26 protein-coding genes, 1 pseudogene and 1 other annotated feature are annotated in these 24,830 nt (G+C 39.3%); of the genes and pseudogenes, 24 read left to right on the top strand and 3 right to left on the bottom strand.

Going from position 1 to position 24,830, the window contains the following annotated elements:
- Nucleotides 1–77: 77 nt before the first annotated feature.
- The 4 genes from ACWPVZ_RS06855 to ACWPVZ_RS06870 all read left to right on the top strand — a co-directional run bounded on the left by ACWPVZ_RS06855 (nucleotide 78) and on the right by ACWPVZ_RS06870 (nucleotide 5,218).
- On the top strand, nucleotides 78–935 hold the full coding sequence (locus ACWPVZ_RS06855; RefSeq protein ID WP_454381529.1) for a GNAT family N-acetyltransferase: 858 nt from the start codon (nucleotides 78–80) through the stop codon (nucleotides 933–935).
- A 91-nt stretch (nucleotides 936–1,026) separates the two neighbouring features.
- A complete protein-coding gene (locus ACWPVZ_RS06860; protein WP_454381531.1) occupies nucleotides 1,027–1,413 on the top strand; it encodes a DUF1934 domain-containing protein in 387 nt (128 codons plus the stop codon).
- A 264-nt stretch (nucleotides 1,414–1,677) separates the two neighbouring features.
- Nucleotides 1,678–4,362 carry a cation-translocating P-type ATPase gene (locus ACWPVZ_RS06865; RefSeq protein ID WP_454381533.1) on the top strand — a complete coding sequence of 895 codons (2,685 nt, stop codon included), beginning with the start codon at nucleotides 1,678–1,680 and terminating at the stop codon, nucleotides 4,360–4,362.
- A 109-nt stretch (nucleotides 4,363–4,471) separates the two neighbouring features.
- Nucleotides 4,472–5,218, top strand: a complete 747-nt coding sequence (locus tag ACWPVZ_RS06870; RefSeq protein WP_270536872.1) for an NADPH-dependent oxidoreductase — start codon at nucleotides 4,472–4,474, stop codon at nucleotides 5,216–5,218.
- 23 nt (nucleotides 5,219–5,241) lie between these two features.
- Here ACWPVZ_RS06870 and ACWPVZ_RS06875 read toward each other — a convergent pair whose 3' ends face one another.
- Complete coding sequence (locus ACWPVZ_RS06875; RefSeq protein WP_454381535.1) at nucleotides 5,242–6,099, bottom strand: metallophosphoesterase; 858 nt, start codon at nucleotides 6,097–6,099, stop codon at nucleotides 5,242–5,244.
- Between the two features lie 93 nt (nucleotides 6,100–6,192).
- On the opposite strand from ACWPVZ_RS06875, the gene queG reads away from it, so the two are divergent.
- The 11 genes and pseudogenes from queG (at nucleotide 6,193) to ACWPVZ_RS06930 (ending at nucleotide 18,032) form a co-directional block, all read left to right on the top strand.
- A complete protein-coding gene (gene queG / locus ACWPVZ_RS06880; protein WP_049554308.1) occupies nucleotides 6,193–7,311 on the top strand; it encodes a tRNA epoxyqueuosine(34) reductase QueG in 1,119 nt (372 codons plus the stop codon).
- Nucleotides 7,312–7,363: 52 nt separating this feature from the next.
- Nucleotides 7,364–8,462, top strand: a protein-coding gene (gene prfB, locus ACWPVZ_RS06885) for a peptide chain release factor 2 (RefSeq protein ID WP_104020932.1) whose coding sequence is annotated in 2 segments (ribosomal slippage) — nucleotides 7,364–7,435 and nucleotides 7,437–8,462 — 1,098 coding nt in all. Because the reading frame shifts where the segments join, the coding sequence is not laid out codon by codon here.
- 86 nt (nucleotides 8,463–8,548) lie between these two features.
- A complete protein-coding gene (ftsE, locus tag ACWPVZ_RS06890; protein ID WP_145516918.1) occupies nucleotides 8,549–9,241 on the top strand; it encodes a cell division ATP-binding protein FtsE in 693 nt (230 codons plus the stop codon).
- The gene (gene ftsX / locus ACWPVZ_RS06895) at nucleotides 9,234–10,163 is read left to right on the top strand and encodes a permease-like cell division protein FtsX (RefSeq protein WP_454381538.1); all 930 of its coding nucleotides are present in this window, start codon (nucleotides 9,234–9,236) and stop codon (nucleotides 10,161–10,163) included. The genes ftsE and ftsX overlap by 8 nt, the downstream gene beginning before the upstream one ends.
- A 154-nt stretch (nucleotides 10,164–10,317) precedes the next feature.
- Nucleotides 10,318–10,800: an NUDIX hydrolase gene (locus tag ACWPVZ_RS06900; RefSeq protein ID WP_037601370.1), complete on the top strand. Its 483-nt coding sequence runs from the start codon at nucleotides 10,318–10,320 to the stop codon at nucleotides 10,798–10,800.
- 9 nt (nucleotides 10,801–10,809) lie between these two features.
- Nucleotides 10,810–11,988, top strand: coding sequence for an AI-2E family transporter (locus ACWPVZ_RS06905; protein WP_454381541.1), 1,179 nt, complete (start codon nucleotides 10,810–10,812; stop codon nucleotides 11,986–11,988).
- Nucleotides 11,978–13,207 (top strand): annotated as a pseudogene (locus ACWPVZ_RS06910) (tetratricopeptide repeat protein). The gene ACWPVZ_RS06905 and the pseudogene ACWPVZ_RS06910 overlap by 11 nt, the downstream one beginning before the upstream one ends.
- A gap of 121 nt (nucleotides 13,208–13,328) precedes the next feature.
- Nucleotides 13,329–13,886 (top strand): signal peptidase I, encoded by a 558-nt coding sequence (lepB, locus tag ACWPVZ_RS06915; protein ID WP_454381543.1) that lies wholly within the window; start codon nucleotides 13,329–13,331, stop codon nucleotides 13,884–13,886.
- Between the two features lie 158 nt (nucleotides 13,887–14,044).
- Nucleotides 14,045–16,171: a GBS Bsp-like repeat-containing protein gene (locus ACWPVZ_RS06920; protein WP_454381545.1), complete on the top strand. Its 2,127-nt coding sequence runs from the start codon at nucleotides 14,045–14,047 to the stop codon at nucleotides 16,169–16,171.
- Between the two features lie 80 nt (nucleotides 16,172–16,251).
- The gene (pepT, locus tag ACWPVZ_RS06925) at nucleotides 16,252–17,475 is read left to right on the top strand and encodes a peptidase T (protein ID WP_070577176.1); all 1,224 of its coding nucleotides are present in this window, start codon (nucleotides 16,252–16,254) and stop codon (nucleotides 17,473–17,475) included.
- 56 nt (nucleotides 17,476–17,531) lie between these two features.
- On the top strand, nucleotides 17,532–18,032 hold the full coding sequence (locus tag ACWPVZ_RS06930; RefSeq protein WP_002890860.1) for an EbsA family protein: 501 nt from the start codon (nucleotides 17,532–17,534) through the stop codon (nucleotides 18,030–18,032).
- Here the strand turns inward: ACWPVZ_RS06930 and ACWPVZ_RS06935 are convergent.
- Nucleotides 18,016–18,213: a ferredoxin gene (locus ACWPVZ_RS06935; protein ID WP_002890861.1), complete on the bottom strand. Its 198-nt coding sequence runs from the start codon at nucleotides 18,211–18,213 to the stop codon at nucleotides 18,016–18,018. The genes ACWPVZ_RS06930 and ACWPVZ_RS06935 overlap by 17 nt on opposite strands.
- Nucleotides 18,214–18,258: 45 nt before the next feature.
- Between ACWPVZ_RS06935 and ACWPVZ_RS06940 the strand changes: the two genes are divergently transcribed.
- From ACWPVZ_RS06940 to ACWPVZ_RS06970, 7 genes are all read left to right on the top strand, one after another.
- A complete protein-coding gene (locus ACWPVZ_RS06940; RefSeq protein ID WP_060972259.1) occupies nucleotides 18,259–18,924 on the top strand; it encodes an SAG1386/EF1546 family surface-associated protein in 666 nt (221 codons plus the stop codon).
- Between the two features lie 21 nt (nucleotides 18,925–18,945).
- Nucleotides 18,946–19,626, top strand: coding sequence for a (d)CMP kinase (gene cmk / locus ACWPVZ_RS06945; protein ID WP_060972258.1), 681 nt, complete (start codon nucleotides 18,946–18,948; stop codon nucleotides 19,624–19,626).
- Between the two features lie 23 nt (nucleotides 19,627–19,649).
- Nucleotides 19,650–19,772, top strand: a sequence feature (ribosomal protein L20 leader region).
- Between the two features lie 13 nt (nucleotides 19,773–19,785).
- On the top strand, nucleotides 19,786–20,316 hold the full coding sequence (infC, locus tag ACWPVZ_RS06950; RefSeq protein ID WP_002885108.1) for a translation initiation factor IF-3: 531 nt from the start codon (nucleotides 19,786–19,788) through the stop codon (nucleotides 20,314–20,316).
- 38 nt (nucleotides 20,317–20,354) lie between these two features.
- Nucleotides 20,355–20,555 (top strand): 50S ribosomal protein L35, encoded by a 201-nt coding sequence (gene rpmI, locus ACWPVZ_RS06955; protein WP_002885093.1) that lies wholly within the window; start codon nucleotides 20,355–20,357, stop codon nucleotides 20,553–20,555.
- 56 nt (nucleotides 20,556–20,611) lie between these two features.
- Nucleotides 20,612–20,971, top strand: a complete 360-nt coding sequence (rplT, locus tag ACWPVZ_RS06960) for a 50S ribosomal protein L20 (protein ID WP_002885090.1) — start codon at nucleotides 20,612–20,614, stop codon at nucleotides 20,969–20,971.
- 43 nt (nucleotides 20,972–21,014) lie between these two features.
- Complete coding sequence (locus ACWPVZ_RS06965; protein ID WP_454381551.1) at nucleotides 21,015–21,488, top strand: N-acetyltransferase family protein; 474 nt, start codon at nucleotides 21,015–21,017, stop codon at nucleotides 21,486–21,488.
- Nucleotides 21,489–21,573: 85 nt separating this feature from the next.
- Complete coding sequence (locus tag ACWPVZ_RS06970) at nucleotides 21,574–22,095, top strand: DUF2798 domain-containing protein (protein ID WP_070850301.1); 522 nt, start codon at nucleotides 21,574–21,576, stop codon at nucleotides 22,093–22,095.
- 72 nt (nucleotides 22,096–22,167) lie between these two features.
- Here ACWPVZ_RS06970 and ACWPVZ_RS06975 read toward each other — a convergent pair whose 3' ends face one another.
- On the bottom strand, nucleotides 22,168–22,353 hold the full coding sequence (locus ACWPVZ_RS06975; RefSeq protein ID WP_002885057.1) for a 4-oxalocrotonate tautomerase: 186 nt from the start codon (nucleotides 22,351–22,353) through the stop codon (nucleotides 22,168–22,170).
- Nucleotides 22,354–22,702: 349 nt separating this feature from the next.
- On the opposite strand from ACWPVZ_RS06975, the gene pepV reads away from it, so the two are divergent.
- Together pepV and ACWPVZ_RS06985 are read left to right on the top strand one after the other, a co-directional pair.
- Entirely contained in the window at nucleotides 22,703–24,109 is a 1,407-nt protein-coding gene (gene pepV, locus ACWPVZ_RS06980) for a dipeptidase PepV (protein ID WP_002884837.1), read from the top strand.
- A 40-nt stretch (nucleotides 24,110–24,149) separates the two neighbouring features.
- Nucleotides 24,150–24,734, top strand: coding sequence for a uracil-DNA glycosylase family protein (locus ACWPVZ_RS06985; protein WP_002884919.1), 585 nt, complete (start codon nucleotides 24,150–24,152; stop codon nucleotides 24,732–24,734).
- The last annotated feature ends 96 nt before the right edge of the window (nucleotides 24,735–24,830 follow it).

Genomic DNA, 24,830 nt, shown 5'->3' on the forward strand with positions numbered 1-24,830 from the left:
AAAGTAGTTTAGGTAAAAATTGCCCAAATGCTTTTTAATTGGTAAAATAAGGTCAGACAAATAAAGGAGAGACAAGAGTGATTCGAGCAACCAACCAATTGACGGAAAAAGAACGAAAGGCAGCAAAAGCATTGATTGCTAGCTGTCAAGCCTATGACCAAACCTTTCGAGAACCTTATCTCTCCAATATGCTTAATTTTGATCCCAATATGCCGGCCTTTTTCCTCTATTTTCAAGAGGGAGAGTTGCTTGGTTTATTAACGGTTTATGCGGATGACGAAGACGTTGAAGTAAGCATCCTTGTGGATCCGAGTCATCGTCGTCAGGGGGTTGGTCGTGCTATGTATAGAAGCTTTGAAAAAGATATGGCAGCTTACCCTATTCGCTCAGTGACCTTTCAGACAGAGCGTGTTTTTCTAGATTGTCATCCTGATCTGGCAAGTCATTGGGGGGTGGTTGAGGATGAAGAGACCGAAACCTGGCTAGGACGAGATAAAACACCATATGCTCTGAATTCTCGTTCAGATGTCAAGGTGCTCTTAGCTGAATCTTCTTACCTAGATGAAATTGCCCAACTCCATCACCAAGCCTTTTCTGATCCAGAGGAAACGCTCGATGTGAGTCGCAGATACATTACAGAGGCCTTGAAGGATTCCGATGGCCTACTTTACATCCTCCTCAAAGAAGCTCAGGTCATTGGTGTTTGTACGGTCGATTTATCTGGAAATAGCAACTACCTCTATGGACTTGCGATTGCTGAAGCTTATCGTGGACAGGGCTATGGAAGCTATCTGGCAAAATCAGTCGTCAATCAACTCATTGCGCATAACGACAAGCCCTTTCAAATTGCAGTAGAAGATAGTAATATTGGAGCCAAACGTTTGTATGAAAATATCGGCTTTGTCAAACAAACCCAGGTGGTTTACTTGAAATAGAAATGGTAGACGCAATACTGATACTCTCTTTTAGTATAGAGTTGCTATTATCTTAAGTAGAAAAATAATTTTAGAATAGAAGGAATACTTAATGGAAATTAAAATTAAAAACAAAATAAAAGTAGGCGATCAAACGGAGATTATCGAAGAAATCCACACTTGTGAGGTTATGGAAAAAGGAGACTTTACTTATCTTATTCACCATAATTCCGAGAAAGAAAAAGTGGTTATTAAGTTGAATCAGGATGAGCTAGTGATGACGCGCTTTTCTAATCCTAAATCCATTATGCGTTTTTCGGCTAAGGTCCCTGCCTTGGTCCACATACCGACACCACTTGGTACCCAGCATTTTCTGACAGATACTAGTCTATTCGCCCATGACCCAAATGGACAGACAGTTGATATTCATTATCAATTGAAACATCCAGAAACAGAAGACGTTTTTGCTGATTATGAATTAGAGGTTTCTTGGTTTTAATTTTTGAAAAAATAGAATCATTTTGCTTGAATAAAGAATAATTTATGATAAAATGTAAAGTACAAATAAGGGAGTAGCAGGCGACTTTAATCATGAGATTTGATTAACAGTTGCGATTATGTCGTCATTACGAAATTTTGCATTTCCGGCATATTCTTAAACAGCGAGACTTGTTTTTAATTAAACAAGTCTCTTTTTGTATAATTTTTTATATAAAAAGAGTCTTGTTAGCCATTTTTCCCTATAGAGAAGGAGGAGATTATTTTGTCTAAAGAACAAAGTAAAGCCTTGTTTTACACACAAGGAGAGGAAGAAGTCCTAAAAAGCTTGGACACTTCCATTGATGGTTTGTCTACTGCACAAGCCAAGGAACGATTGGATGCCTATGGCTATAACGAGTTGGATGAAGGTGAAAAACGCAGCCTCTTGTCAAAATTCATCGATCAGTTTAAAGATTTGATGATTATCATCTTGCTTGTCGCTGCTGCCCTTTCTGTCATTACAGAAGGTATGCATGGTTTGACGGATGCCTGCATTATTTTAGCCGTTGTTGTTTTGAATGCAGCCTTTGGTGTTTATCAAGAGGGGCAAGCAGAAGCGGCTATTGAAGCTCTTAAAAACATGTCAAGCCCTCTGGCTCGTGTGCGTCGTGATGGCAATGTGGTTGAAATTGATTCACGCGAATTGGTTCCTGGAGATATCGTCTTGCTTGAAGCTGGTGATGTTGTTCCAGCTGATATGCGTTTGCTCGAAGCTGCCTCACTTAAGATTGAAGAAGCTGCCCTTACAGGTGAATCTGTTCCAGTTGAAAAGGATATTACTGAGACGGTTGAAGCAGAAGCCGGAATTGGTGATCGTGTGAATATGGGTTACCAAAACTCAAACGTTACTTACGGTCGTGGTACAGGGGTTGTAACTAATACTGGTATGTATACTGAGGTCGGTAAGATTGCTGATATGCTAGCTAATGCGGACGAATCACAAACGCCGTTGAAGCAAAGCTTGGAGCAATTGTCTAAGACTTTGACTTATCTTATTATTGCTATTGCCTTAGTGACATTCTTGGTTAGTGTCTTCATTCGTGGTGAACAGCCCCTCGAAGGCTTGATGGTTGCCGTTGCTCTAGCCGTTGCAGCGATTCCTGAAGGTTTGCCTGCTATTGTAACGATTCTCTTGTCGCTTGGAACAACGACTCTTGCCAAACGCAATTCGATTGTTCGTAAATTGCCAGCTGTTGAGACTCTTGGTTCAACTGAAATTATCGCATCAGATAAGACTGGTACCTTAACCATGAACCAAATGACTGTTGAAAAAGTCTATACAAACGGTCAATTGCAAAGCGCTGCTACAGAACTTGGTGCTGACAATACAACCCTTCGTATTATGAACTTTGCCAATGATACCAAGGTGGACCCAGATGGTAAGCTAATTGGGGATCCAACGGAAACAGCCCTTGTTCAATTTGGTTTGGACCACAACTTTGATGTTCGTGACGTCTTGAAATCAGAGCCTCGTGTGGCAGAGTTGCCATTTGACTCTGACCGTAAACTCATGTCTACTATCCATAAGGAAGCGGATGGTACATACTTTGTAGCCGTCAAGGGTGCGCCTGACCAATTGCTCAAACGTGTGACTCGTATTGAAACCAATGGTGAGGTTCGTCCTATCACGGATGAAGATAAACAAGCTATCCTTGCGACTAATAAGGACTTGGCAAAACAAGCTCTTCGTGTCTTGATGATGGCTTATAAGACAACGAATGATATTCCTACCTTGGAATCTGAGGTTGTTGAGTCTGATTTGATTTTCTCAGGCTTGGTAGGTATGATTGACCCAGAACGTCCTGAGGCGGCAGAAGCTGTTCGTGTCGCTAAAGAAGCGGGTATCCGTCCAATTATGATTACAGGTGACCACCAAGATACGGCAGAAGCCATTGCCAAGCGTCTCGGTATCATCGATCCAAATGATACGGAAGATCATGTCTTTACTGGCGCTGAGCTTAATGAGCTATCTGATGAAGAATTCCAGAAAGTCTTCAAACAGTACTCTGTCTATGCGCGTGTGTCTCCTGAACACAAGGTTCGTATCGTCAAGGCTTGGCAAAATGATGGCAAGGTTGTTGCTATGACAGGTGACGGGGTTAATGATGCACCATCACTTAAAACAGCTGATATCGGTATCGGTATGGGAATCACTGGTACAGAGGTTTCTAAGGGAGCTTCTGATATGGTCCTTGCCGATGATAACTTTGCGACAATTATCGTTGCCGTAGAAGAAGGGCGTAAGGTCTTCTCAAATATTCAAAAATCAATCCAGTACCTCTTGTCAGCCAACATGGCCGAAGTCTTTATTATCTTCTTTGCCACACTGTTTGGTTGGGATGTGCTTCAACCAGTACACCTTCTCTGGATTAACTTGGTAACAGATACCCTTCCAGCTATCGCTCTTGGTGTTGAGCCAGCTGAACCAGGTATTATGACTCACAAACCTCGTGGACGTCAATCAAACTTCTTTGATGGTGGTGTCTTCGGTGCTATCATGTATCAAGGTGTTTTCCAAACCATCCTCGTTCTTGCAGTATATGGTTGGGGCCTTGTCTTCCCAGAGCACCATACACAAGCAGAAATTCATGCGGATGCCCTTACAATGGCTTTTGCAACACTTGGATTAATTCAGTTGCTCCATGCCTTTAACGTTAAATCTGTGTATCAATCAGTCTTTAAAGTTGGTCTCTTTAGAAACAAGACTTTCAACTGGGCAATTCCAGTAGCCTTCGTTCTTTTGATGGCAACTATTGTAGTGCCTGGATTTAATAACCTCTTCCATGTGTCACATCTTAGTCTGACACAATGGCTTGCAGTTATTGTAGGTTCCTTCTTGATTGTGGTATTGGTTGAATTAGTCAAAGCTATTCAACGTGCCCTTGGTAAGGATAAGGACGCTATTTAAGACATAAAGTCAGAGATAATGGTCTCTGGCTTTTTCTTATCACATCTTGAATTCAGGAGGAGGCTTGTTTATAATTGAAGAGAAATGATCACAAGTTAAGGAGAAGGCCATGAACGAGACTATTAAGACACAACTCAATCACCGTAGCATCCGTCAATTTAAACCTCTAGCTTTGACACGAGAAGAAGTTAACCTTTTGCTTGATGTTGCAAGACATACAGCAACGAGTAATTTTAGACAGTCCTATTCGATTATCAGTATTACTGATGAAACATTGAAGAAAGAAATTGCAGAGATTGCCAACCAGCCTTATATTCCAAATGCTGGGCATCTTTTTGTATTTGTTGTGGACCAAAGACGTAACACACTGATTGCAGAGGCAAAAGGCGCTGAAGCCTTGGTCCAAGGTAGTCCCGAACGCTTTATCTCGGCCTTCTCGGATGCTATGATAGCTGCTCAAAATATGGTAGTAGCTGCTGAGAGTTTAGGTATGGGAACAGTTTACCTTGGCAGTATCTTGAATGATAACGCTAAACTTTCAGAGCTTCTCAAACTTCCAAAGTATGTCTATCCAGCAGTAGGATTAGCAGTTGGTTGGCCAAATCAAGAACCGCAGCTAAAACCTCGTTTACCCCGCCACGTCATCCATATGGAAAATTATTATCGGGACTTAGAACATCCTTTAGAGGAGCTAAAAGATTACGACGCTGAAGTTCATGAGTATTATGACCTTCGTGATCTCAATAACAGAGTTGATGAATTTACAACACAGATTGCAAAGACAATGGATCAATCCGTTGCCAATCGTGCGAATACCTTGAAGGACCTTCAAAAGCAGGGATTTTTCACCGACTAAAAAACGACTCCTAAAGAGTCGTTCTACAAATCAAATAGTGTCATGGATGAAAGGAACTTATTTGCCAGTTCCTTTTTTTCATATTCTAAAAACTCTGACCGTTTCTTGACCAGGTTGTAACGTTTGGAGAGGTTCCATGTTCCAGTAGGATTGAGTTCAGGGTGATTGGAAACAAAGTCGATGGTTAAATCCCATTCTCGTCGGTATCCAAGAGGACGCGAGTGATAGGTTACGCCATCAATAGTTACCGTCCCATAACTGCGGTGGGCATGACCAAAAACAACATCTTTAACGCCATGCTTGGCAAAAATCTGGTGGAATTTTTCCGAGCCCAAGTAGGCATTAAAAGGTGCAAAACGTTGATGCGTCATGGTAAAGCGGCTGTGAGGAACAAAATGCATGGCAACTATAAGGTTACCAGTGTCTAACTCACTTAAGACATTATCTAGCCTTTTAAGACTAGTTTGACAGATATCCGGATCAGTCCCCAATCGTTTAAGTCGTCGGTCGAACCAAAGTTGTTTCTTACGTTTAAGAATCTTATCTAACGTTTCATCTGAATAGGAATAGTCATACCACCCATGAAAAGCCAATAAAGTCTTACTACCTAAATTTATCACTTGAAAATCAAGATTATCAATAAGGTCCTCTTCTAAATCAAGCATATCATGATTGCCTAAATTATAGGTGACCTTGACCTCCTTAGACAGTTTTCGTAGAAAAGGTTTTGTGTCGATAAAATAATGGTTAGAAATATCACCAGCGATATGGAGATGGCTAACCTCTTGATTTTTTAGGCACTTTATAAGAGTATCAATTTCATATGTTTCAAAGTGATTTATATCAATATGTAAATCACTCATTACTGCAAGTCTCGTCATAGAAACATTGTAACAAAAAGGTTAAGGCTTGTCTGTAAATGAAGATGGTGGAAAATACTTGCCCTTAGACTACAATTTCATTATGATAAGAATATGGATATCAAATTAGAAATACAAAAGATGGCCAAGGAGATTGGCATTTCAAAAATTGGTTTTACTACCGCCGATGATTTCGCCTATCTGGAAAAATCCCTTCGACTTGGTGTCGAAGAAGGGCGAACAACAGGCTTTGAACATAAAAATATTGAAGAGCGTATTTATCCTAAGTTGACCTTGGAATCAGCTAAAACCATCATTTCCATTGCAGTTGCCTATCCGCATAAGCTGCCACAACAACCTCAAAAAACAGAATATAAGCGTGGCAAAATCACTCCAAATTCATGGGGTCTAGATTATCACTATGTTTTGCAGGACAAACTAAAACGCCTGGCAGAAGGCATTGAAAAACTGACGGAAAACTTCGAATATAAAGGTATGGTGGATACTGGAGCTCTGGTCGATACAGCAGTGGCCAAGCGAGCTGGAATAGGCTTTATCGGAAAGAATGGACTAGTTATTTCGAAAGAATACGGGTCCTACATGTATCTTGGCGAGCTTATCACTAATCTAGAGATTGAACCAGACCAAGAAGTTGATTATGGTTGTGGGGATTGCCGTCGTTGTCTGGATGCCTGTCCGACCTCTTGTCTCATCGGCGATGGAACTATGAATGCCCGTCGTTGCCTATCCTTTCAAACACAGGATAAAGGCATGATGGATATGGAGTTTCGAAAGAAGATAAAGACTGTTATCTATGGTTGTGACATTTGTCAGATTTCCTGTCCATATAACAGAGGTATCGATAATCCACTGGCTTCGGACATTGATCCTGAGCTTGCCATGCCCGAATTACTTCCTTTTCTTGAGCTGACAAACAAATCTTTCAAGGAGAAATTTGGGATGATTGCCGGTTCATGGCGCGGGAAGAATATTCTTCAACGTAATGCTATTATTGCCTTGGCTAACCTACATGATCGCAATGCTATTGTCAAACTGATGGAGATAATTGATAAGAATAATAATCCCATCCATACAGCGACTGCCATTTGGGCTCTCGGTGAGATTGTTAAGAAACCTGATGAGGCTATGTTAGATTACATGAGGGAACTGTCACCTAAGGATGAAGAATCCCAAGCGGAGTGGGAGCTTGTGTGTGCAAAATGGCAAATTTAAGTGATTTATGCTAGAATTAAGCATAATACTATAAAATGGAGGAAACCTATCCATGGAAGTGGCAGAAATTCGCCAAAAAATCTCTGAAAATCAAGAGAAGCTCGTGAGCTTCGGGAGGTCTCTTTGACTTAGATCGTTTGGAAGAGGACATTGCGCTCCTCGAAAACCGAATGACTCAGCCAGACTTTTGGAATGATAATATTGCAGCTCAAAAGACCTCACAAGAGTTAAATGAGCTCAAAATGAAATACGAAACTTTCAACAATATGCAAGAACTCTCTGACGAGACAGAGCTTTATTTAGAAATGTTGGAAGAAGATGATAGTGTTCAAGAAGAGCTTGAAGAAACACTCGAAAAACTTGATAAGATTATGACAAGTTACGAGATGACATTGCTCTTGTCTGAACCATATGACCACAACAATGCGATCCTGGAAATTCACCCAGGTTCTGGTGGGACAGAAGCTCAAGACTGGGCTGATATGTTGCTCCGTATGTACCAACGTTATGGAAATGCCAAAGGTTTCAAGGTAGAAACTTTGGATTATCAGGCGGGTGATGAGGCTGGAATCAAATCTGTAACCCTTGCTTTTGAAGGACCTAATGCTTATGGTTTCCTCAAGTCAGAAATGGGTGTCCACCGTTTGGTTCGTATTTCACCATTTGACTCTGCCAAACGTCGTCATACCTCATTTACATCAGTGGAAGTCATGCCTGAATTGGATGATACCATTGAAGTTGAGATTCGTGACGATGATATCAAGATGGATACATTCCGCTCAGGTGGTGCAGGTGGTCAGAACGTCAACAAGGTTTCTACAGGTGTGCGTTTGACCCACATTCCAACAGGTATTGTTGTAGCTTCAACGGTTGATCGTACACAATACGGGAACCGTGACCGTGCGATGAAGATGCTTCAAGCTAAGCTCTATCAAATGGAGCAAGAGAAGAAAGCAGAAGAAGTGAATGCTTTGAAAGGTGATAAGAAAGAAATCACTTGGGGAAGTCAAATTCGCTCATACGTTTTCACGCCATATACCATGGTTAAAGATCACCGTACAGGTTATGAAGTTGCCCAGGTTGATAAGGTAATGGATGGGGATATTGAAGGATTCATCGATGCCTACCTCAAGTGGCGTATGGAAGAATAGTGATGATATACTATTTTTAAGTATTTAGATACTCTATCTCAATGAAAGGAAGGCTTCAGCTATTTTAGTAGTTGAACACTGACATTATGGCTCTTATTGAATTAAAAGATGTTACTAAGAAGTATGATAAGTCAACAACAGCCCTTAGACACATTGATTTGTCTGTTAACTCTGGGGAGTTTGTTTACTTAGTCGGCCCTTCTGGTGCTGGTAAATCAAGTTTAATTCGCTTGTTCTACCAAGAAGAAAAATTAACGAGTGGCTCTATGAAGGTTGGAGAGTTTGATTTAACTCGACTTCGTAAAAAAGATGTTCCACTCTTGAGACGTTCTATTGGAGTTGTTTTCCAGGATTATAAACTCCTTCCAAAGAAAACAGCTTTTGAAAACGTTGCATATGCCATGGAAGTTATTGGTGAGAAACCTCGTCATATCAAGAAACGGGTGACAGAGGTTCTCGAGTTGGTTGGTCTTAAACACAAGATGCGTTCATTCCCAAATCAATTGTCTGGTGGTGAGCAACAACGTGTCGCTATTGCGCGTGCTATCGTCAATAATCCAAAAGTGTTGATTGCGGATGAACCAACAGGGAACTTGGACCCAGAGATTTCATGGGAAATTATGCAAGTCCTTGAACGTATTAACTTGCAAGGGACTACCATTTTAATGGCAACCCATAACTCAACTATCGTTAATAACCTTCGTCATCGTGTCGTAGCGATTGAAGAAGGACGTATTGTTCGTGATGAAGAGGAAGGAGAGTACGGTTACCATGATTAGACGCTTTTTCCGCCATTTAGGAGAATCGATTAAGAATCTCAAACGTAATCTATTGTCGACACTTACTGCAGTATTTTCGGTAATGATTGTTCTTTCACTTTTAGGTGTCTTTGGCTCTGTTATTTTAAATACGCAGAAATTGGCTTCAGATATTGAAAAGAATATTCAGGTCAATGTCTACTTGGATCCAGATTCATCAGATGCCTCGAAAACAGTCAAGGAACTTTCTGGACAGATTGTTGCTAATAAAGACTACCATAAGATTTATGATGCTTTGACCAAAATCAAAGGTGTAGATAAGGTTACTTTCTCTAGTAAAGAAGAACAAAAGAAACAACTGATTGAAACAATGGGTTCAAGTTTCGAGACAGCTATTGGAGATGCTAACCCTCTTTCAGATGTTTACATCGTCCAAACGAAATCGCCAGATGATGTCAGTCGAGTTGCCAAGGAAGCAAAAGCCATTCAGGGTGTTGATAATGCTAACTTTGGTGGCTCAGATACTGAAATTCTGATGTCCACTATGAAACGTGTTCAATTTTGGGGAATCATTGCCACAGCACTCTTAACTATTGTGGCTGTCCTATTGATTTCAAATACCATCCGTATTACCATTATGTCACGTGCGACTGAAATTCAAATCATGCGTTTGGTAGGTGCTAAGAATTCATACATTCGTCGTCCCTACTTGATGGAAGGTGCTTGGATTGGAGCACTTGGTGCCATCATTCCTTCTGGGCTCATTTATCTTTTGTATCACATGGTTTACTCATCTTTGAATCCAGATTTTGTCAAAGGTGGTATTTCGATGTATGATCCAGAGTGGTTTGTCTATGCGGTTATCGGAACCCTCTTCGCAGTCGGTATTATTATCGGTTCGATTGGGTCACGTATGGCAATGCGCCGTTATTTGAAATACTAAGAGATTAAAGGAGAACTATTTTGGTTCTCTTTTTGTTTGTCCGGAGATTCAGAAAAGCAGATTTTCAACTATATCTCAAAATCGTCTGCTCAAAGCCCAAATCCAATCCCATATTTGGTATAATATTTAAAAAACATTGGAAAAGAGATGCATTATGACAAAGTTAGCTACCATTTGTTATATTGACAATGGAAAGGAGCTTTTGCTCCTACATCGTAATAAAAAGCCTAATGATGTTCATGAAGGAAAGTGGATTTCTGTCGGGGGAAAACTAGAAGCTGGAGAGACACCAGATGAATGTGCTCGTCGTGAAATTCTCGAGGAAACACATTTTACAGTGACTGATATGGATTTTAAAGGTATGATTACCTTTCCAGAATTTACCCCTGGTCATGATTGGTACACCTATGTCTTTAAGGTAACTGGTTTTGAAGGAGAACTCATCTCAGATGAGGAGTCTCGTGAAGGAACGCTTGAATGGGTACCATATGATGAGGTCTTATCTAAACCAACTTGGGAAGGTGACTATGAGATTTTTAAGTGGATCCTTGAAGATAGACCATTCTTCTCTGCAAAATTTAGCTACGATCGTAACCAGAACTTGGTAGATAAAACTGTAACATTTTATGATAAATAGGGAGGAACTATGAAGCGTAAAAAAACAGAAAATTTTTCAGAAACATGGTTTTTTAAGTGGATATTGAATAATCAGGCTGTCGTAGCTTTTTTCATCTTACTTTTGATTGGTTTGACGGTTTTGATTTTTACCAAGATTAGTCCCATTTTTTCACCCGTCATACAGTTTATGACCATTATTATGTTGCCATTGGTTATTTCTATGCTCCTTTATTATTTAATAAAACCTTTGGTACTACTTGTAGAAAGAACGGGATTGAGTCGAACCATGTCTATCTTGGTCATATACGCTATCCTTGGCTTGCTCTTGGTTTGGGGGATTTCAACAGCTATTCCAAGCTTACAAAATCAAATTTTGATCTTGATACGAAATGCACCATCATATATTGCACGTGCCAATAGTGAAACGGAACGTTGGATTAATCTGCCTATTCTTTCTAACTTCCATGGTGATTTAGAGTCCATGCATAGTGATTTCTCAGCGAGAATGGTCAATTATGCTGAGAACTTTTCTTCATCGGCTTTGACATGGGTTGGAACTTTTGCGAGCACAGTAGCAAGGGTGACAGTAGCTATCATTTTGGCACCTTTCATTCTCTTCTACCTTTTAAGAGATAGCCAAAAGATGAAACATAGCTTTGTCTCAGCCTTACCAACTCGCTTTCGTGAAACTACTGTTCGTATGCTTTCAGATATTAATAGTCAGCTCGAAGGGTATGTTCAAGGCCAGGTTACAGTCGCTATTGTTGTTGCCATCATGTTCTGTATTATGTTTAAGATTGTAGGTCTTCGATATGGTATGACTTTCGGTATTATGGCAGGTTTTCTAAACATGGTTCCTTATCTGGGAAGCTTTCTTGCTATGGTACCAGTTATAATCATGGGACTGGTGCAAGGACCCGCTATGTTGATCAAGGTCCTCATCATTTTCTTCATTGAGCAAACTATTGAGGGACGTTTTGTTTCTCCACTCGTTTTGGGGAATAAACTAAGTATTCACCCGATTACCATTATGTTCATTCTCTTGACAGCGGGTTCTCTTTATGGTGTTTGGGGCGTCTTATTGGGGATTCCAATTTATACCTCTGTCAAGGTTGTTGTTAGAGAGATTTTTGATTGGTACCGTTCTGTAAGTAATCTTTATCAAGATGATTTAGAAAATGAAGGACAAAAAGACGATGTTAAATAGTGAAAAAATGGTTGCCTCTATTGGAAACCAAGATTTAGACCACGCGGACAAATATTTTAAAAAAGCTTTACGAGAGGACCCTGCAGAGGTTCTTGTTGAGTTGGGCCAATACTTAGAATCTATTGGGTTCTTACCACAGGCACAGGAAATTTATGAAAAAGTTCGCTTTGATTTTCCAGAGGTTAATGTCAATCTAGCACAAATTGCTGCCGAAGATGGTGATATTGAAGAGGCTTTTCTCTATTTGGATGCCATACCTGAAGACTCTGACGACTATTTGTCTGCTTTAATTGTAAAGGCTGACCTCTACCAAATGGAGGGCTTAACTGATGTTGCACGTGATAAGTTGTTGGAGGCAAGTCAATTATCAGATGACTCATTGATTATTTTTGGTTTGGCTGAGATGGAGTTTGAACTTGGAAATTTTGAACAAGCTATTCATTACTATGCTAAATTAGATAATCGTGACCTTCTTGCGATGACTGGCGTTTCAACTTATGAACGCATTGGTAAGGCTTATGCCAGTCTTGGAAAGTTTGAAGCTGCTCGTGAATTTTTGGAAAAAGCTATTGAAATTGAGTACGATGATACCGTTGCTTTTGAGTTAGCCACTTTGCTCTATGATCAAGAAGAGTATCAAAAAGCTAATTTTTACTTTAAGCAGATAGAAACCATGTCTTCTGACTTCGAAGGTTATGAGTATATTTACGCCTTGTCGTTACATGCAGAACATAAAACCGAAGAAGCTTTACGAATGGCACAACAAGGGATTTCTAAAAATGCCTTTGATGTTCAATTACTTTTGCTAGCGTCACAGTTATCCTACGAGTTGCATGACACTCAATCTGCTGAATCTTATTTGAAGCAAGCCTTGCCATTGGCTGAGGACCAAGATGAGATTATCTTACGTTTAAGTACGCTCTATTTGGAAGAAGAACGTTACGAGGATCTAGTGGCTTTAGCCGATTATGAATTTGATTCTGTTTTAGCTCGTTGGAATATTGCCAAGGCCTACCAAGCACTTGATGATGAAGAAGAAGCTTTTCAAATCTATCAAGATTTGGCTTAAGATTTATCTGAAAATCCTGAATTCCTCCATGATTATGCATATATTTTGCGTGAATTTGGTTACAGGGATCAGGCGCGTGCAACGGCTGAAAAATACCTTGCCTTAGTTCCAGATGATGTCAATATGCAAACATTTCTTGAAGACTATTAAGCTGTGAAATGTTTTAATCATTGGTTTTAAGAGAGGGAGAGATACAATGAGCTTGCTCACTCCCTCTTTTTTTATTTCTCTATTTATGTTATGATTTTATTAGAACCCATAAGGAGTGAGTATGGTTAAGAGAGATTTAATTCGAAATATTATCATAGCAGTTCTTGCCATTGTAGTGATTTTGTTGTTGAGAGCTTTTGTCTTCTCAACACACCGTGTGACTGAAGGTCAGGCTAATGACTATATTCATGCTGGTGACTATGTTACTTTCAATAAAAATGTTGAGCCTCAGAAAAACGATTTTATTCTTTATACAGTTAATGGTAAAGAATACATTGGGCGTGTTATTGCTGATGAGGGTAAGAGCGTGACAGCTATGGATGATTTCCTTTATGTTAATGATAAGTCAGTTGACGAAGCCTATATTAGTAAGGGTAAATCAGCTTATTTGGCGACAGTTTCACCTGGGAATTTCTTCACTGATGATTTTTCCATTGCAACATTGACAGATAATAAACAAACTAAGATTGAAAAGGGGCAGTACCTTGTACTGAACGATAATCGTCGTAATACAGATGATAGTCGTAAGTTTGGTCTCATTGACAAAGATCAAATTAAAGGTGTTATCTCTTTCAGATTGTATCCTCTATCACGTTTTGGTTTCGTTGATGTCGATTAATATTTCAATACTACTAAAAAAAGCTAGGAACTTTTGATAAGTTTCTAGCTTTTTTTGCGAATTAATTGGTGATGGTTCATATTATGACGTTATGATACTGATAGTTTCATCGTTTTAAAATGAATTAGCAGAAATTGTAAGTAGAGAAGGAAATTAAGATGCAATTAGGATTTCATTTTGGATTTAAGAAAAGTAAAGCTTATGGACTGTGCGGTGTCATGCTGACAATCTTATTTTTAGGAATGTCTGGTCATTCGGCGAAAGCAGATGAAATGTTGTCTCCAACTGATACTTCTTCATCTTTGAAAGAAAGTACGGATAATCATGCGGCAAGCTATTCTGAAGTAGGAGTACACGATGATTCAACGAGTCAAATGAATCTACAAAGAGAAGAGGTATTAGAGGAGAAGCAAACAAGTCTGGAAGATTCTTCAAAAATAACTGTCTTAACAAATAGTTCTGTGACCACAAGCTCTTATCAAGAGGCAGATGATCTTAGCGAAATTGACCAGAATCAACGTCATTTTCTTAGTGCCATTAAGCAAGGAGCCATGGATGGAGCCAAGGAAGGAATCCTTCCATCTATCACGGGAGCGCAAGCTATTCTAGAAAGTGGTTGGGGAAGCTCTGAACTTGCTAAGGCTCCCAACAATAATCTTTTTGGCATTAAAGATTCAGAGGATTGGCATGGAGAAATAGTAACTGTACCTACACAGGAATATCTTAATGGTGACTATATCACAGTCAATGCTGCTTTTCGAAAATATGCCTCATGGAATGATAGCGTAGTAGACCATGCAAAATTTTTCACGAGTACCGAGTGGCGAAAAGACAATTATCGAAAAGTTGTGAATGAAACAGATTATCGCATTGCGGCTCAAGAACTGAAGAATGCAGGATATGCGACAGATCCAAGTTATCCCGGAAAACTTATCCGTTTGATCGAAGCCTATAAACTTTATGAATGGGATGCAATGTGTAATAATTCCATTTCTACCGTAGAAAATGAAGGAGTAGAGAGTCAATATCTCAAAGCTGACCTTACTATCACTGGTCTCAACAATGCTACGGGTAGCTATGATTTTGTCATTTCAAATTTGGTTGCGCCACGTGGCTTCAAAGAAGTCTTGGTTCCAACCTGGTCAGAAAAGAACGGTCAAGATGATATCATCTGGTACAAGGCAGCTAAGCAAGCAAATGGAGACTATAAGGTAACCGTTCGTTCAAGCAATCATAAGGGAGATAGTGGTCTTTATAATTCACATGTCTATTTGGTTGACAATGATGGTAAATTCATTGGCCTAGGTGGCAAACAAGTGACACTTGATATCACTAAAACTCAAGGAACATTGACTATTACCAATAATGATAAAAATCGTGGAACTTTTGATGTTCTTATCACCAATCTGACGAATCCAAGCGGTATTTCAGGTGTGGTAATACCTGTTTGGTCTGAGCAAAATGGTCAGGATGATCTTGTTTGGCATAATGCCACAAAGCAGGAGGATGGTTCCTACAAGGTGACTATTTCAGCTAGTCAGCACAAGTGGAATTCAGGTAAATACATCGTTCATGGCTATATTGTTGATTCTTCAGGTAAGAATATTGGTTTTGGGGCAACTTCAGCTGATGTGGTAGCCCCTAAGAAAATCGGTTCGGCATCAAGAGGAAACTACGATGTTTTAAATAAGGTTATCTATCTCGATGCTGGTCATGGTAGCTATGATCCAGGAGCTTCGTACTTTGGTATTTCTGAAAAGAGCTTGACCTTGGCTATCCAAAGCCGAGTTAAGGCCAAATTAGAAGCAGAAGGCTATCAAGTTATGACCACACGTACCAGCGATACCTATGTTGATTTGACGGATCGCTCTCGTGCAGCTAATGCCTCTGAATCAGATATCTTCGTAAGTATCCACATCAATGCTTCAGGCAGTTCAGCAGCACAGGGAATCGAAACTTATTATTACCAACCTTATGCAGAATACCCATCACGTATTAATGCGACCTACCATGCTAATCCGACACGATTGAGCATGAGTGACACTTTGGCCAATGCCATCCAGTCCAGCCTTATTAATGCGACTGGCGCTCAAAACCAAGGTGTGAAACGTCAAACCTTTGCAGTCTTGCGTGAAACAACAGCGCCAGCAGTTCTCCTTGAACTTGGCTTCTTGTCAAATCCTCAAGAAGCAGCTCGTTTGAGTACCTCTGCTTATCAAGAGACTTTAGCTAACGCAATTGTGGCAGGGATTAAGTCTTACTACGAAAAAGCAGCTAAAGTTTAAGTTATACGGTTAACCCATCAATATGCTGGGTTTTTGTGCTATAATTGAGGTAAATACTAAATACAACTAAAGGAGTGCTTATGGGCTACGATTTACTCTTAGAGCGTTTTTTACGTTACGTTAAAATCAATACACGTAGTGACGAAAATGCGACAAGAACACCAACAACACAAAGCCAGGTAGATTTTGCCTTGAAGGTTCTAAAACCAGAATTAGAAGAACTAGGTTTAAGTAACATCCATTATTTGGAAAGTAATGGTTACCTAGTGGCAACCCTTCCGGCTAACGATGACCAATTAACACGTAAGATTGGTTTCATCTCACATATGGATACTGCTGATTTTAATGCAGAAGGTGTGTCACCTCAAGTCATTGACTCTTATGATGGAGGTATCATACCCCTTGGAAGTTCAGGTTATAACCTAGATCCAGCAGATTTTCCAAATCTCAAGAATTATGTCGGTCAGACACTTATTACTACAAATGGCACCACTCTTCTTGGAGCTGATGATAAGTCTGGCATTGCAGAAATCATGACAGCCTTGGCTTATTTGAAGGCTCATCCTGAAATCAGGCATTGTGAGATTCGTGTAGGCTTTGGTCCTGATGAAGAAATTGGAATTGGCGCAGATAAATTTGATGTCGATGATTTTGATGTTGATTTTGCCTACACAGTTGATGGTGGCCCATTGGGTGAATTACAGTATGAAACCTTCTCTGCTGCGGGAGCAGAACTTACCTTCCATGGACGTAATGTTCACCCTGGAACAGCAAAAGACCAAATGGTTAATGCCTTGCAGTTGGCAGTTGATTTTCATAATCAGTTACCAGCAGAAGAACGCCCTGAGTTGACAGATGGCTATCAAGGTTTCAACCATCTTCAAACCATGACAGGTACTGTCGAAGAAGCAAAAGCATCTTATATCATCCGTGATTTTGAAACAGAGTCTTTTGAAAATCGTAAATCAGCCTTCCAAAAGATTGCCGATGAAATGAATAAAACTTATGGTCAGACACGAGTTGATTTGGTACTCAAAGATCAATACTATAATATGCGTCAGGTTATTGAAAAAGATATGACGCCTGTTGAGTTGGCTAAAGGAGTTATGGAGGAATTGGATATTACGCCAGTTATTGAACCCATTCGTGGTGGAACAGATGGTTCAAAGATTTCATTTATGGGTATTCCAACTCCAAACCTTTTTGCTGGGGGCGAAAATATGCATGGTCGATATGAGTTTGTTTCCTTGCAGACAATGGAAAAAGCCGTAGATGTTATTCTTGGAATTGTCAGTAAACCTTAATAGAGCTTGCTAAATACTGATTTTATGGTAAAATTAGAAGTAATGGAGGTGCTGAGATGATTAAAATTTTCGGCAAGTATCGTTACCATTGGCAACCCGAATTATCTTGGCTAATCATCTACTGGTCTTTAGCCATCACGCCAATCTTTATTGCGGCGGCCCTTCTGTTCGAGTTGTACTCGGTGCCCTCACATATTTTGATGCTCTTCACTATTTTCGTTGCCTTGTTTGGTTTAGGTTTCCATCGTTACTTTATTATTGAAGATCATGGGATTCTGCGTATTGTTTCTTTCAATATTTTTAAACCACGCAAAGTGAAAATTAGTGATATTGAAAAAGTCGAAGTTATTAAAACTGGCTTGAGCCTTATTTTTAAAAATGGTAAAAAACGTCAGTTTTATATGAGAAAGTGGCCAAAGAAATATTTCTTAGATGCTTTAGCGCTTCACCCTGATTTCAAAGGTGAGGTAGAGCTATTGGATCATATGACTAACTTTGATTACTTTGCCTTTTATGAGGAATCAAAAAAAGCCCTCAAGCTTAAACTTCGCAAATAAGGGCTTTAGTGGGACAAGACTTGACAGCAGTCAAAGTCTCAGGGGTGTTTTCAATAATTTGATTGAGTTGGTCGCTATCTCTGAACCTAACAATACCTTCGTCATCATAATCGAAGACGGGAGAGTAGGTTTGGCACAAACCACAAGCGATACATTTTTCTGGAATTAATGATACTTTCATAGTATTATTTTAAAATAGATTTATTGTTTTTACAAGGAGAATATCATGAGTAAAAAACCATGGGAAGATAAGGTTTCTGACGAAGAGTTGGAAGAAGTAGTTGACGCTGATTTTCTAGATGATGAAGATGAGTTTGAGGATTATGAAGAAGAAGAGGATGTAACTCCTTCTGATGAAAAACGCGAAAAAGGTGGTGGCTTCATTAATTCATCATTCTTGACAGTCTTGCTTGGATTATTCTTTGTTATTGTTGTATGTATTTTGTTCTTTGTTTTCTATACTTCAAATGTCGGTGGAAACAAAACTGCGGAATCTAAGGAATCATCTGGATTCTACTCATCATCAACTAGCAAAGTTGTTAAATCTTCATCTAGCGAGAAAGACTCAAACAAAGATGAGGAAAGTGAGAAATCTAATACAGAAAAATCTTCAAAAGAAAAATCATCAAAAGAGAAATCATCTTCAACTAAAGCATCAAGCTCTTCTAAACATGTAGTAAAAGAAGATGCAACTGAGTCAGCTGAGACAACACCATCAAGCGCTACGGCAGCAGCAGATGGTTCATCAATTGTTGTTCAATCTGGTGAAGGTGCTGGTTCAATCGCCGCACGTGCAGGTATTTCTGTAGATGAATTGGAACGTCTTAACCCTGATCACATGACAAATGGTTACTGGTATGCTAACCCAGGTGACGTCGTTAACGTTCAATAATTTTTAAAGCAAAGGAACATCATGAAAGATATTAGAATTGCTATTGATGGTCCTGCGTCAAGTGGAAAAAGTACAGTAGCCAAGATTATTGCAAAAGATCTTGGCTATACTTATCTTGACACAGGTGCCATGTACCGATCTGCAACTTATTTGGCCTTGCAGAATGGTTTAACTGAGGAAAATGTACCAGAAATTTTGGAGCAACTATCTCAATATCCGATTTCATTCGGAAAAGCAGCAGATGGTAGTCAGCAAGTTTATGTAGGTGATGTCGATATTACACACCCAATTCGTGATAACCAAGTTACAAATAATGTTTCTTGGGTCGCAGCTATTCCTGAAGTGCGTCAAGAACTCGTTGCGCAACAACAACGTATCGCTCAAGATGGGGCTATTATCATGGATGGTCGTGATATCGGGACCGTGGTTTTGCCTGATGCAGAACTAAAAATCTTCTTGATTGCCTCAGTTGATGAACGTGCGGAACGCCGTTATAAGGAAAATATCGAAAAAGGTATCCCTGCTGACCTTGAGACTCTAAAAAAAGAAATTGCTGAACGTGACTATAAAGATAGTCATCGTAAGGTGTCACCTCTTAAACCAGCGGAAGATGCCATCACTTTTGATACTACAGGTGTGTCTATTGATGGTGTTGTGGAATTTATTCAAGAAAAAGCAAAAAAAATTATTGACAAAGGATGACTCACTTGTTATACTATTAACAATGAGAAAAGCAGAAGTGAGAACTTCTCGCCTTGCGACTTAGGTTGTCTGGCCCAACATGTCAAATCCCTCTAGGGATATTATGTGTGCGGGCTTGTATATCAAGTCCGCTTTGTTTTTCTCTAAAAAAATAAAGAGGTGAAGATCATAGCTAAGAAAGATCTATTCATTAACGATGAAATTCGCGTTCGCGAAGTTCGTCTTGTTGGTCTTGATGGTGAACAATTGGGAATTAAACCATTGTCAGAAGCACAAGCTATTGCAGATGATGCAAATGTTGACTTGGTTCTCATCCAACCACAAGCTACGCCACCTGTTGCGAAGATTATGGACTACGGTAAGTTCAAATTTGAGTATCAAAAGAAACAAAAAGAACAACGTAAGAAACAAAGCGTTGTTACCGTTAAAGAAGTTCGTTTGAGTCCAGTTATTGATAAAGGTGACTTTGAAACTAAACTTCGTAATGGCCGTAAATTCCTTGAAAAAGGAAACAAGGTTAAAGTTTCTATCCGATTTAAAGGTCGTATGATTACTCACAAAGAAATCGGAGCTAAGGTCTTGGCGGAATTTGCTGAAAAAACGCAAGATATTGCGATTATTGAGCAAAGAGCGAAGATGGATGGACGTCAAATGTTCATGCAACTTGCACCAATTCCTGACAAAAAATAATTGTCAAACTAACACTATTTTAAGAGGAGAATTTTAAAATGCCAAAACAAAAAACACACCGCGCATCAGCTAAACGTTTCAAACGTACAGGTTCAGGTGGATTGAAACGCTTCCGTGCCTTCACATCTCACCGTTTCCACGGTAAAACTAAAAAACAACGTCGTCACCTTCGTAAAGCATCAATGGTACATTCAGGTGACTTTAAACGTATCAAATCAATGCTTTCACAAATGCGTTAATTCGCTACAAGCATTACAAATTATCTAAACTAGAATTAATTCGGAGGAATATATAAATGGCTCGTGTTAAAGGTGGCGTTGTATCACGCAAACGTCGTAAACGTGTATTGAAACTTGCTAAAGGTTACTATGGTGCAAAACACATCTTGTTCCGTACTGCAAAAGAACAAGTAATGAACTCTTACTACTATGCATACCGTGACCGTCGTCAAAAGAAACGTGATTTCCGTAAACTTTGGATCACACGTATCAATGCGGCAGCTCGTTTGAATGGTTTGTCATACTCACAATTGATGCACGGTTTGAAATTGGCTGAAATCGAAGTTAACCGTAAAATGCTTGCTGATTTGGCAGTTAACGATGCAGCAGCTTTCACAGCTCTTGCAGATGCAGCTAAAGCAAAACTTGGTAAATAAGAATTAAGGTGGGTCTTACCCATCTTTTTTTGTGGAGGTAATCATGATTCGTTTAGCAAAATTTGAAGATATTCCAAGATTACAGGAGTTATTGGAGCAGATTCTTATTGTTCATCATCAAGCGCGCCCTGATGTTTTTAAGTCAAAAGGCAGTAAATTTACAGATGCAGAGTTAGAAGCAGTAATTAATGACTTAAAAAAACCTGTGTTTGTGTACGAGGATGACGAAGGGCGTATCTTGGGCCATCTTTTCTTAATGATTAAAGAAGAAACTGAAAATGATGGTCCACAAAAGGCTGTTAAGACTCTTTTTATTGATGATTTATGTGTTGATAAGGAAGCTCGAGGTCAAAAAATAGGAGAAAAGCTTTACCAATTTCCCTTGGACTATGCTAAGGAGTTAGGTTGTTATAATCTGACACTTCACGTATGGAATGATAATGAGGGAGCTGTACGTTTTTACGAACGTTTAGGTATGAAACCGAGATATACAGAAATGGAAACCATCCTAAAATAATACGTTTTCATGAGAGAAATTTAACTTATGAGGAATAAAAAATTTTGATATGCTGAAAGAGAACTTTTAGAAATGGAGAATTTTAATGCCTCGTAATTTTAAAGAAGCTTTGCTTTTTACGATTTTAATGTGTGGAATGATGGTCTGTGGGATGAGTCTGTGGAATCTTCTCATCCTTGATTGGACTGGAGTAGTTCCCTTTGCTTGGGGTCACTTTTTCCAAGGCTATCTTCCTGGATTTGTGGTTGCTTTCTTACTGGATATGCTTTTGGTGGGACCACTAGCCAAGACAATTGCATTTGCAATTTTACATAAAGTAAAAGCCCATGATAAACGATGGGCGAAGATTTTAGTGATTTCTGGAACCATTGCGCTATTCATGGTAACCTTTATGTCGCTCTATGGATTAGTGTACAACGGTCAGTCGGTGACGCTTTCATCCTATGGTCGTGCTTGGTTGACAAATGTTATCATGGCCTTACCACTTAATTTTCTAGTAGTTGGTCCCATCTCACGCTTTATCTTGGGAAAACTGCAAAAACCATTGCCTGGTGAAGAAGTTGTAGAGAATTTTGAAGACGATGACGAATTACCAACTATAATCTAAGTAAAGAACTGGAGTTTCTCTCCAGTTCTTTTAATTTTAAAAGCAGCCACGGATGTGACTGCTTAATGATGATTAGTTTTTCTTTTTCATTTCACCATGTGGGTAGTAAGTTCCCTCTGGCATATCGTTAATGAAAACATGAATAGCTTCTTTAGGTGCTTTCGCAACACGTGATACAACCTCAGTAACTTCGCGAGCAAGTTCGATTTTTTGTTCTTCAGTACGACCTTCAAAGAGATCAATTTTTACAAATGGCATAATGCATCTCCTTAGTTTTGATAGTCCTATTATAGCATTAATTAAGAGAATATTCTAAAGTTTTTGGAAATTCTTGAAATGATAATATTGCAATGCTACAATGCGAGTGATTTCAATAGTAAGGCTTAAAGTAAAAAGAGGCCGCTAGCTAAGAGAAAGCATTCCTAGTTGAAAGTAATAGTATTACTTTTGATTCGATCATTCCTGATTTTGGAAATGTTTTACATGCTATTCAAAATGGTAAGGCGTCTGTGATGATGGGTAAGTGATTGTATTTTCTTTATAAAGGATGAAAACTCTTACTAAAAATGGTAAAATAATGCTAACTAGAGACAGTAAGGAGTAAATTATGACAATTGATTTTCGTGCCGAAGTTGATAAGCGCAAAGATGCTTTGATGGAGGACCTTTTTGGTCTTTTGCGTATTAACTCAGAACGTGATGATAGTAAGGTTGATGATAAGCACCCATTTGGTCTTGGACCAGTAAAAGCTTTGGAACATTTTCTTGCTTTAGCAGAACGTGATGGATATAAAACTCGTAATATTGATAATTATGCTGGTGACTTTGAATTTGGTCAAGGTGATGAAGTTTTGGGTATCTTTGCACACTTGGATGTGGTTCCAGCTGGGAGTGGTTGGGATACAGACCCTTATGAACCCGTAATCAAAGATGGCAAACTTTATGCTCGTGGATCATCAGATGATAAAGGCCCAACAATGGCTTGTTACTATGCCTTGAAAATTATTAAAGAACTCGAGCTTCCAGTATCTAAGCGTGTGCGCTTCATTGTTGGTACTGATGAAGAATCTGGTTGGGGCGATATGGAATATTACTTCGCTCATAATGGATTAAAAGATCCTGATTTTGGTTTTTCACCTGATGCAGAATTCCCAATTATCAATGGTGAAAAAGGTAATATTACAGCCTATCTCCATTTTGAAGGTCAAAATGATGGGGACTTTAGTCTTGTGTCCTTTAATGGTGGTTTGCGTGAAAATATGGTTCCTGAATCAGCAAGTGCAGATTTTACTGGACCTATCACTTTGAAAGAACTCGAGGCCAAATTAGCAGACTTTGTTGCGGAACAAGAAGTAACTGGTCAAGTGACCGAAGAAGCTGGTGTTTTCCATGTGACTATTCATGGGAAATCAGCTCATGGTATGATGCCTCAAAATGGTATTAATGGGGCAACCTACTTAGCACTTTTCCTTAGTCAATTTGATTTCCAAGGCAATGCTAAAACGTATTTGGATTTAATTGCTGAAACACTTCATAAGGATTTCTTTGCTGAAAAGACAGGTCTTGCCTATACAGATCCTAAGATGGGTGAATTGACCATGAATGCAGGTGTATTTAACTTCTCTAAGGAATCAGAAGATAATACGATTGCTCTGAATTTCCGCTATCCTCAAGGGGTTTATACGGACGCTATTAAGACTGATCTTGAAAAACTCGAAGGTCCTAAGGCGGTTAGTCTCTCAGAACACGGTCATGTGCCACACTATGTACCAGTTGATGATCCTATGGTAGAGACTCTTCTTTCAGTCTATGAGAAACAAACAGGGCTTAAAGGTCATGAACAAATTATTGGTGGCGGAACATTTGGACGTCTCCTCAAACGTGGTGTTGCCTATGGAGCTATGTTCCCTGGTTATGTTAACACGATGCACCAAGCAAATGAGTTTACTGAGGTTGAAGACTTGTACCGTGCTGCTTCCATTTATGCAGAAGCTATCTATGAGTTAATCAAATAAAAAAGAGAGACAGTTTTGTCTCTTTTTTGAGGAGGAAGATATGGAAACACTTGAAGAATTAACGCAAGCAATCATGTCCGATGAACAAAATAAAGCTTTTACGGAACAAGGTATAAAACCCTTGTTTACCATTCCAAAAACGGCACGAATTAATATCGTAGGACAAGCTCCTGGTATTCGCGCCCAAGAGTCCGGTCTTTATTGGAATGATCCTAGCGGTGATAATCTTAGGGATTGGATGGGTGTTTCACGCGAAGAATTTTATGAATCTGGCATGTTTGCTATTGTGCCAATGGATTTTTATTTCCCAGGTCATGGTAAATCAGGTGATTTACCTCCTCGCAAAGGATTTGCAGACAAGTGGCATGAGAAAGTTCTTGCTTTAGCTCCTGATATTCAATTGACAATTTTAGTAGGTAACTATGCACAGCGTTACTATTTGCATCAAAAATCATCGGCAAAATTAACGGATACAGTTAAGCATTACAAAGATTACCTTCCAGAGTTTTTCCCTCTCGTTCATCCCTCTCCTCGAAATAATATTTGGCAAGCCAAGAATCCATGGTTTATGGAAGAAGTAGTTCCAGATTTGAAGACCTTAGTCATAAAAATCTTAAGTCAATGATTTCTGATATCTGCACTCGGAGTGTCTTTAGGTATTGTTATCAAATTAATGAAGCAACATTCAGAACATATCCAGATGTTATAAAGATTTGAGCCC

Source organism: Streptococcus sp. Marseille-Q6379 (genome assembly GCF_965119505.1).

What these genes read in the sequence shown, in the direction of transcription:
- ACWPVZ_RS06965 (WP_454381551.1), top strand. Translation starts at nt 21,015, where the DNA reads ATGATTCGTTTAGCAAAATTTGAAGATATTCCAAGATTACAGGAGTTA.
- cmk (WP_060972258.1), top strand. Translation starts at nt 18,946, where the DNA reads ATGAAAGATATTAGAATTGCTATTGATGGTCCTGCGTCAAGTGGAAAA.
- ACWPVZ_RS06975 (WP_002885057.1), bottom strand. Translation starts at nt 22,353, where the DNA reads ATGCCATTTGTAAAAATTGATCTCTTTGAAGGTCGTACTGAAGAACAA.
- ACWPVZ_RS06905 (WP_454381541.1), top strand. Translation starts at nt 10,810, where the DNA reads ATGAAGCGTAAAAAAACAGAAAATTTTTCAGAAACATGGTTTTTTAAG.
- ACWPVZ_RS06985 (WP_002884919.1), top strand. Translation starts at nt 24,150, where the DNA reads ATGGAAACACTTGAAGAATTAACGCAAGCAATCATGTCCGATGAACAA.
- ftsE (WP_145516918.1), top strand. Translation starts at nt 8,549, where the DNA reads ATGGCTCTTATTGAATTAAAAGATGTTACTAAGAAGTATGATAAGTCA.
- ACWPVZ_RS06930 (WP_002890860.1), top strand. Translation starts at nt 17,532, where the DNA reads ATGATTAAAATTTTCGGCAAGTATCGTTACCATTGGCAACCCGAATTA.
- queG (WP_049554308.1), top strand. Translation starts at nt 6,193, where the DNA reads ATGGATATCAAATTAGAAATACAAAAGATGGCCAAGGAGATTGGCATT.
- pepT (WP_070577176.1), top strand. Translation starts at nt 16,252, where the DNA reads ATGGGCTACGATTTACTCTTAGAGCGTTTTTTACGTTACGTTAAAATC.
- ACWPVZ_RS06900 (WP_037601370.1), top strand. Translation starts at nt 10,318, where the DNA reads ATGACAAAGTTAGCTACCATTTGTTATATTGACAATGGAAAGGAGCTT.
- rplT (WP_002885090.1), top strand. Translation starts at nt 20,612, where the DNA reads ATGGCTCGTGTTAAAGGTGGCGTTGTATCACGCAAACGTCGTAAACGT.
- ACWPVZ_RS06870 (WP_270536872.1), top strand. Translation starts at nt 4,472, where the DNA reads ATGAACGAGACTATTAAGACACAACTCAATCACCGTAGCATCCGTCAA.
- lepB (WP_454381543.1), top strand. Translation starts at nt 13,329, where the DNA reads ATGGTTAAGAGAGATTTAATTCGAAATATTATCATAGCAGTTCTTGCC.
- rpmI (WP_002885093.1), top strand. Translation starts at nt 20,355, where the DNA reads ATGCCAAAACAAAAAACACACCGCGCATCAGCTAAACGTTTCAAACGT.
- ACWPVZ_RS06920 (WP_454381545.1), top strand. Translation starts at nt 14,045, where the DNA reads ATGCAATTAGGATTTCATTTTGGATTTAAGAAAAGTAAAGCTTATGGA.
- ACWPVZ_RS06860 (WP_454381531.1), top strand. Translation starts at nt 1,027, where the DNA reads ATGGAAATTAAAATTAAAAACAAAATAAAAGTAGGCGATCAAACGGAG.
- ACWPVZ_RS06970 (WP_070850301.1), top strand. Translation starts at nt 21,574, where the DNA reads ATGCCTCGTAATTTTAAAGAAGCTTTGCTTTTTACGATTTTAATGTGT.
- pepV (WP_002884837.1), top strand. Translation starts at nt 22,703, where the DNA reads ATGACAATTGATTTTCGTGCCGAAGTTGATAAGCGCAAAGATGCTTTG.
- ACWPVZ_RS06935 (WP_002890861.1), bottom strand. Translation starts at nt 18,213, where the DNA reads ATGAAAGTATCATTAATTCCAGAAAAATGTATCGCTTGTGGTTTGTGC.
- ftsX (WP_454381538.1), top strand. Translation starts at nt 9,234, where the DNA reads ATGATTAGACGCTTTTTCCGCCATTTAGGAGAATCGATTAAGAATCTC.
- ACWPVZ_RS06875 (WP_454381535.1), bottom strand. Translation starts at nt 6,099, where the DNA reads ATGACGAGACTTGCAGTAATGAGTGATTTACATATTGATATAAATCAC.
- ACWPVZ_RS06940 (WP_060972259.1), top strand. Translation starts at nt 18,259, where the DNA reads ATGAGTAAAAAACCATGGGAAGATAAGGTTTCTGACGAAGAGTTGGAA.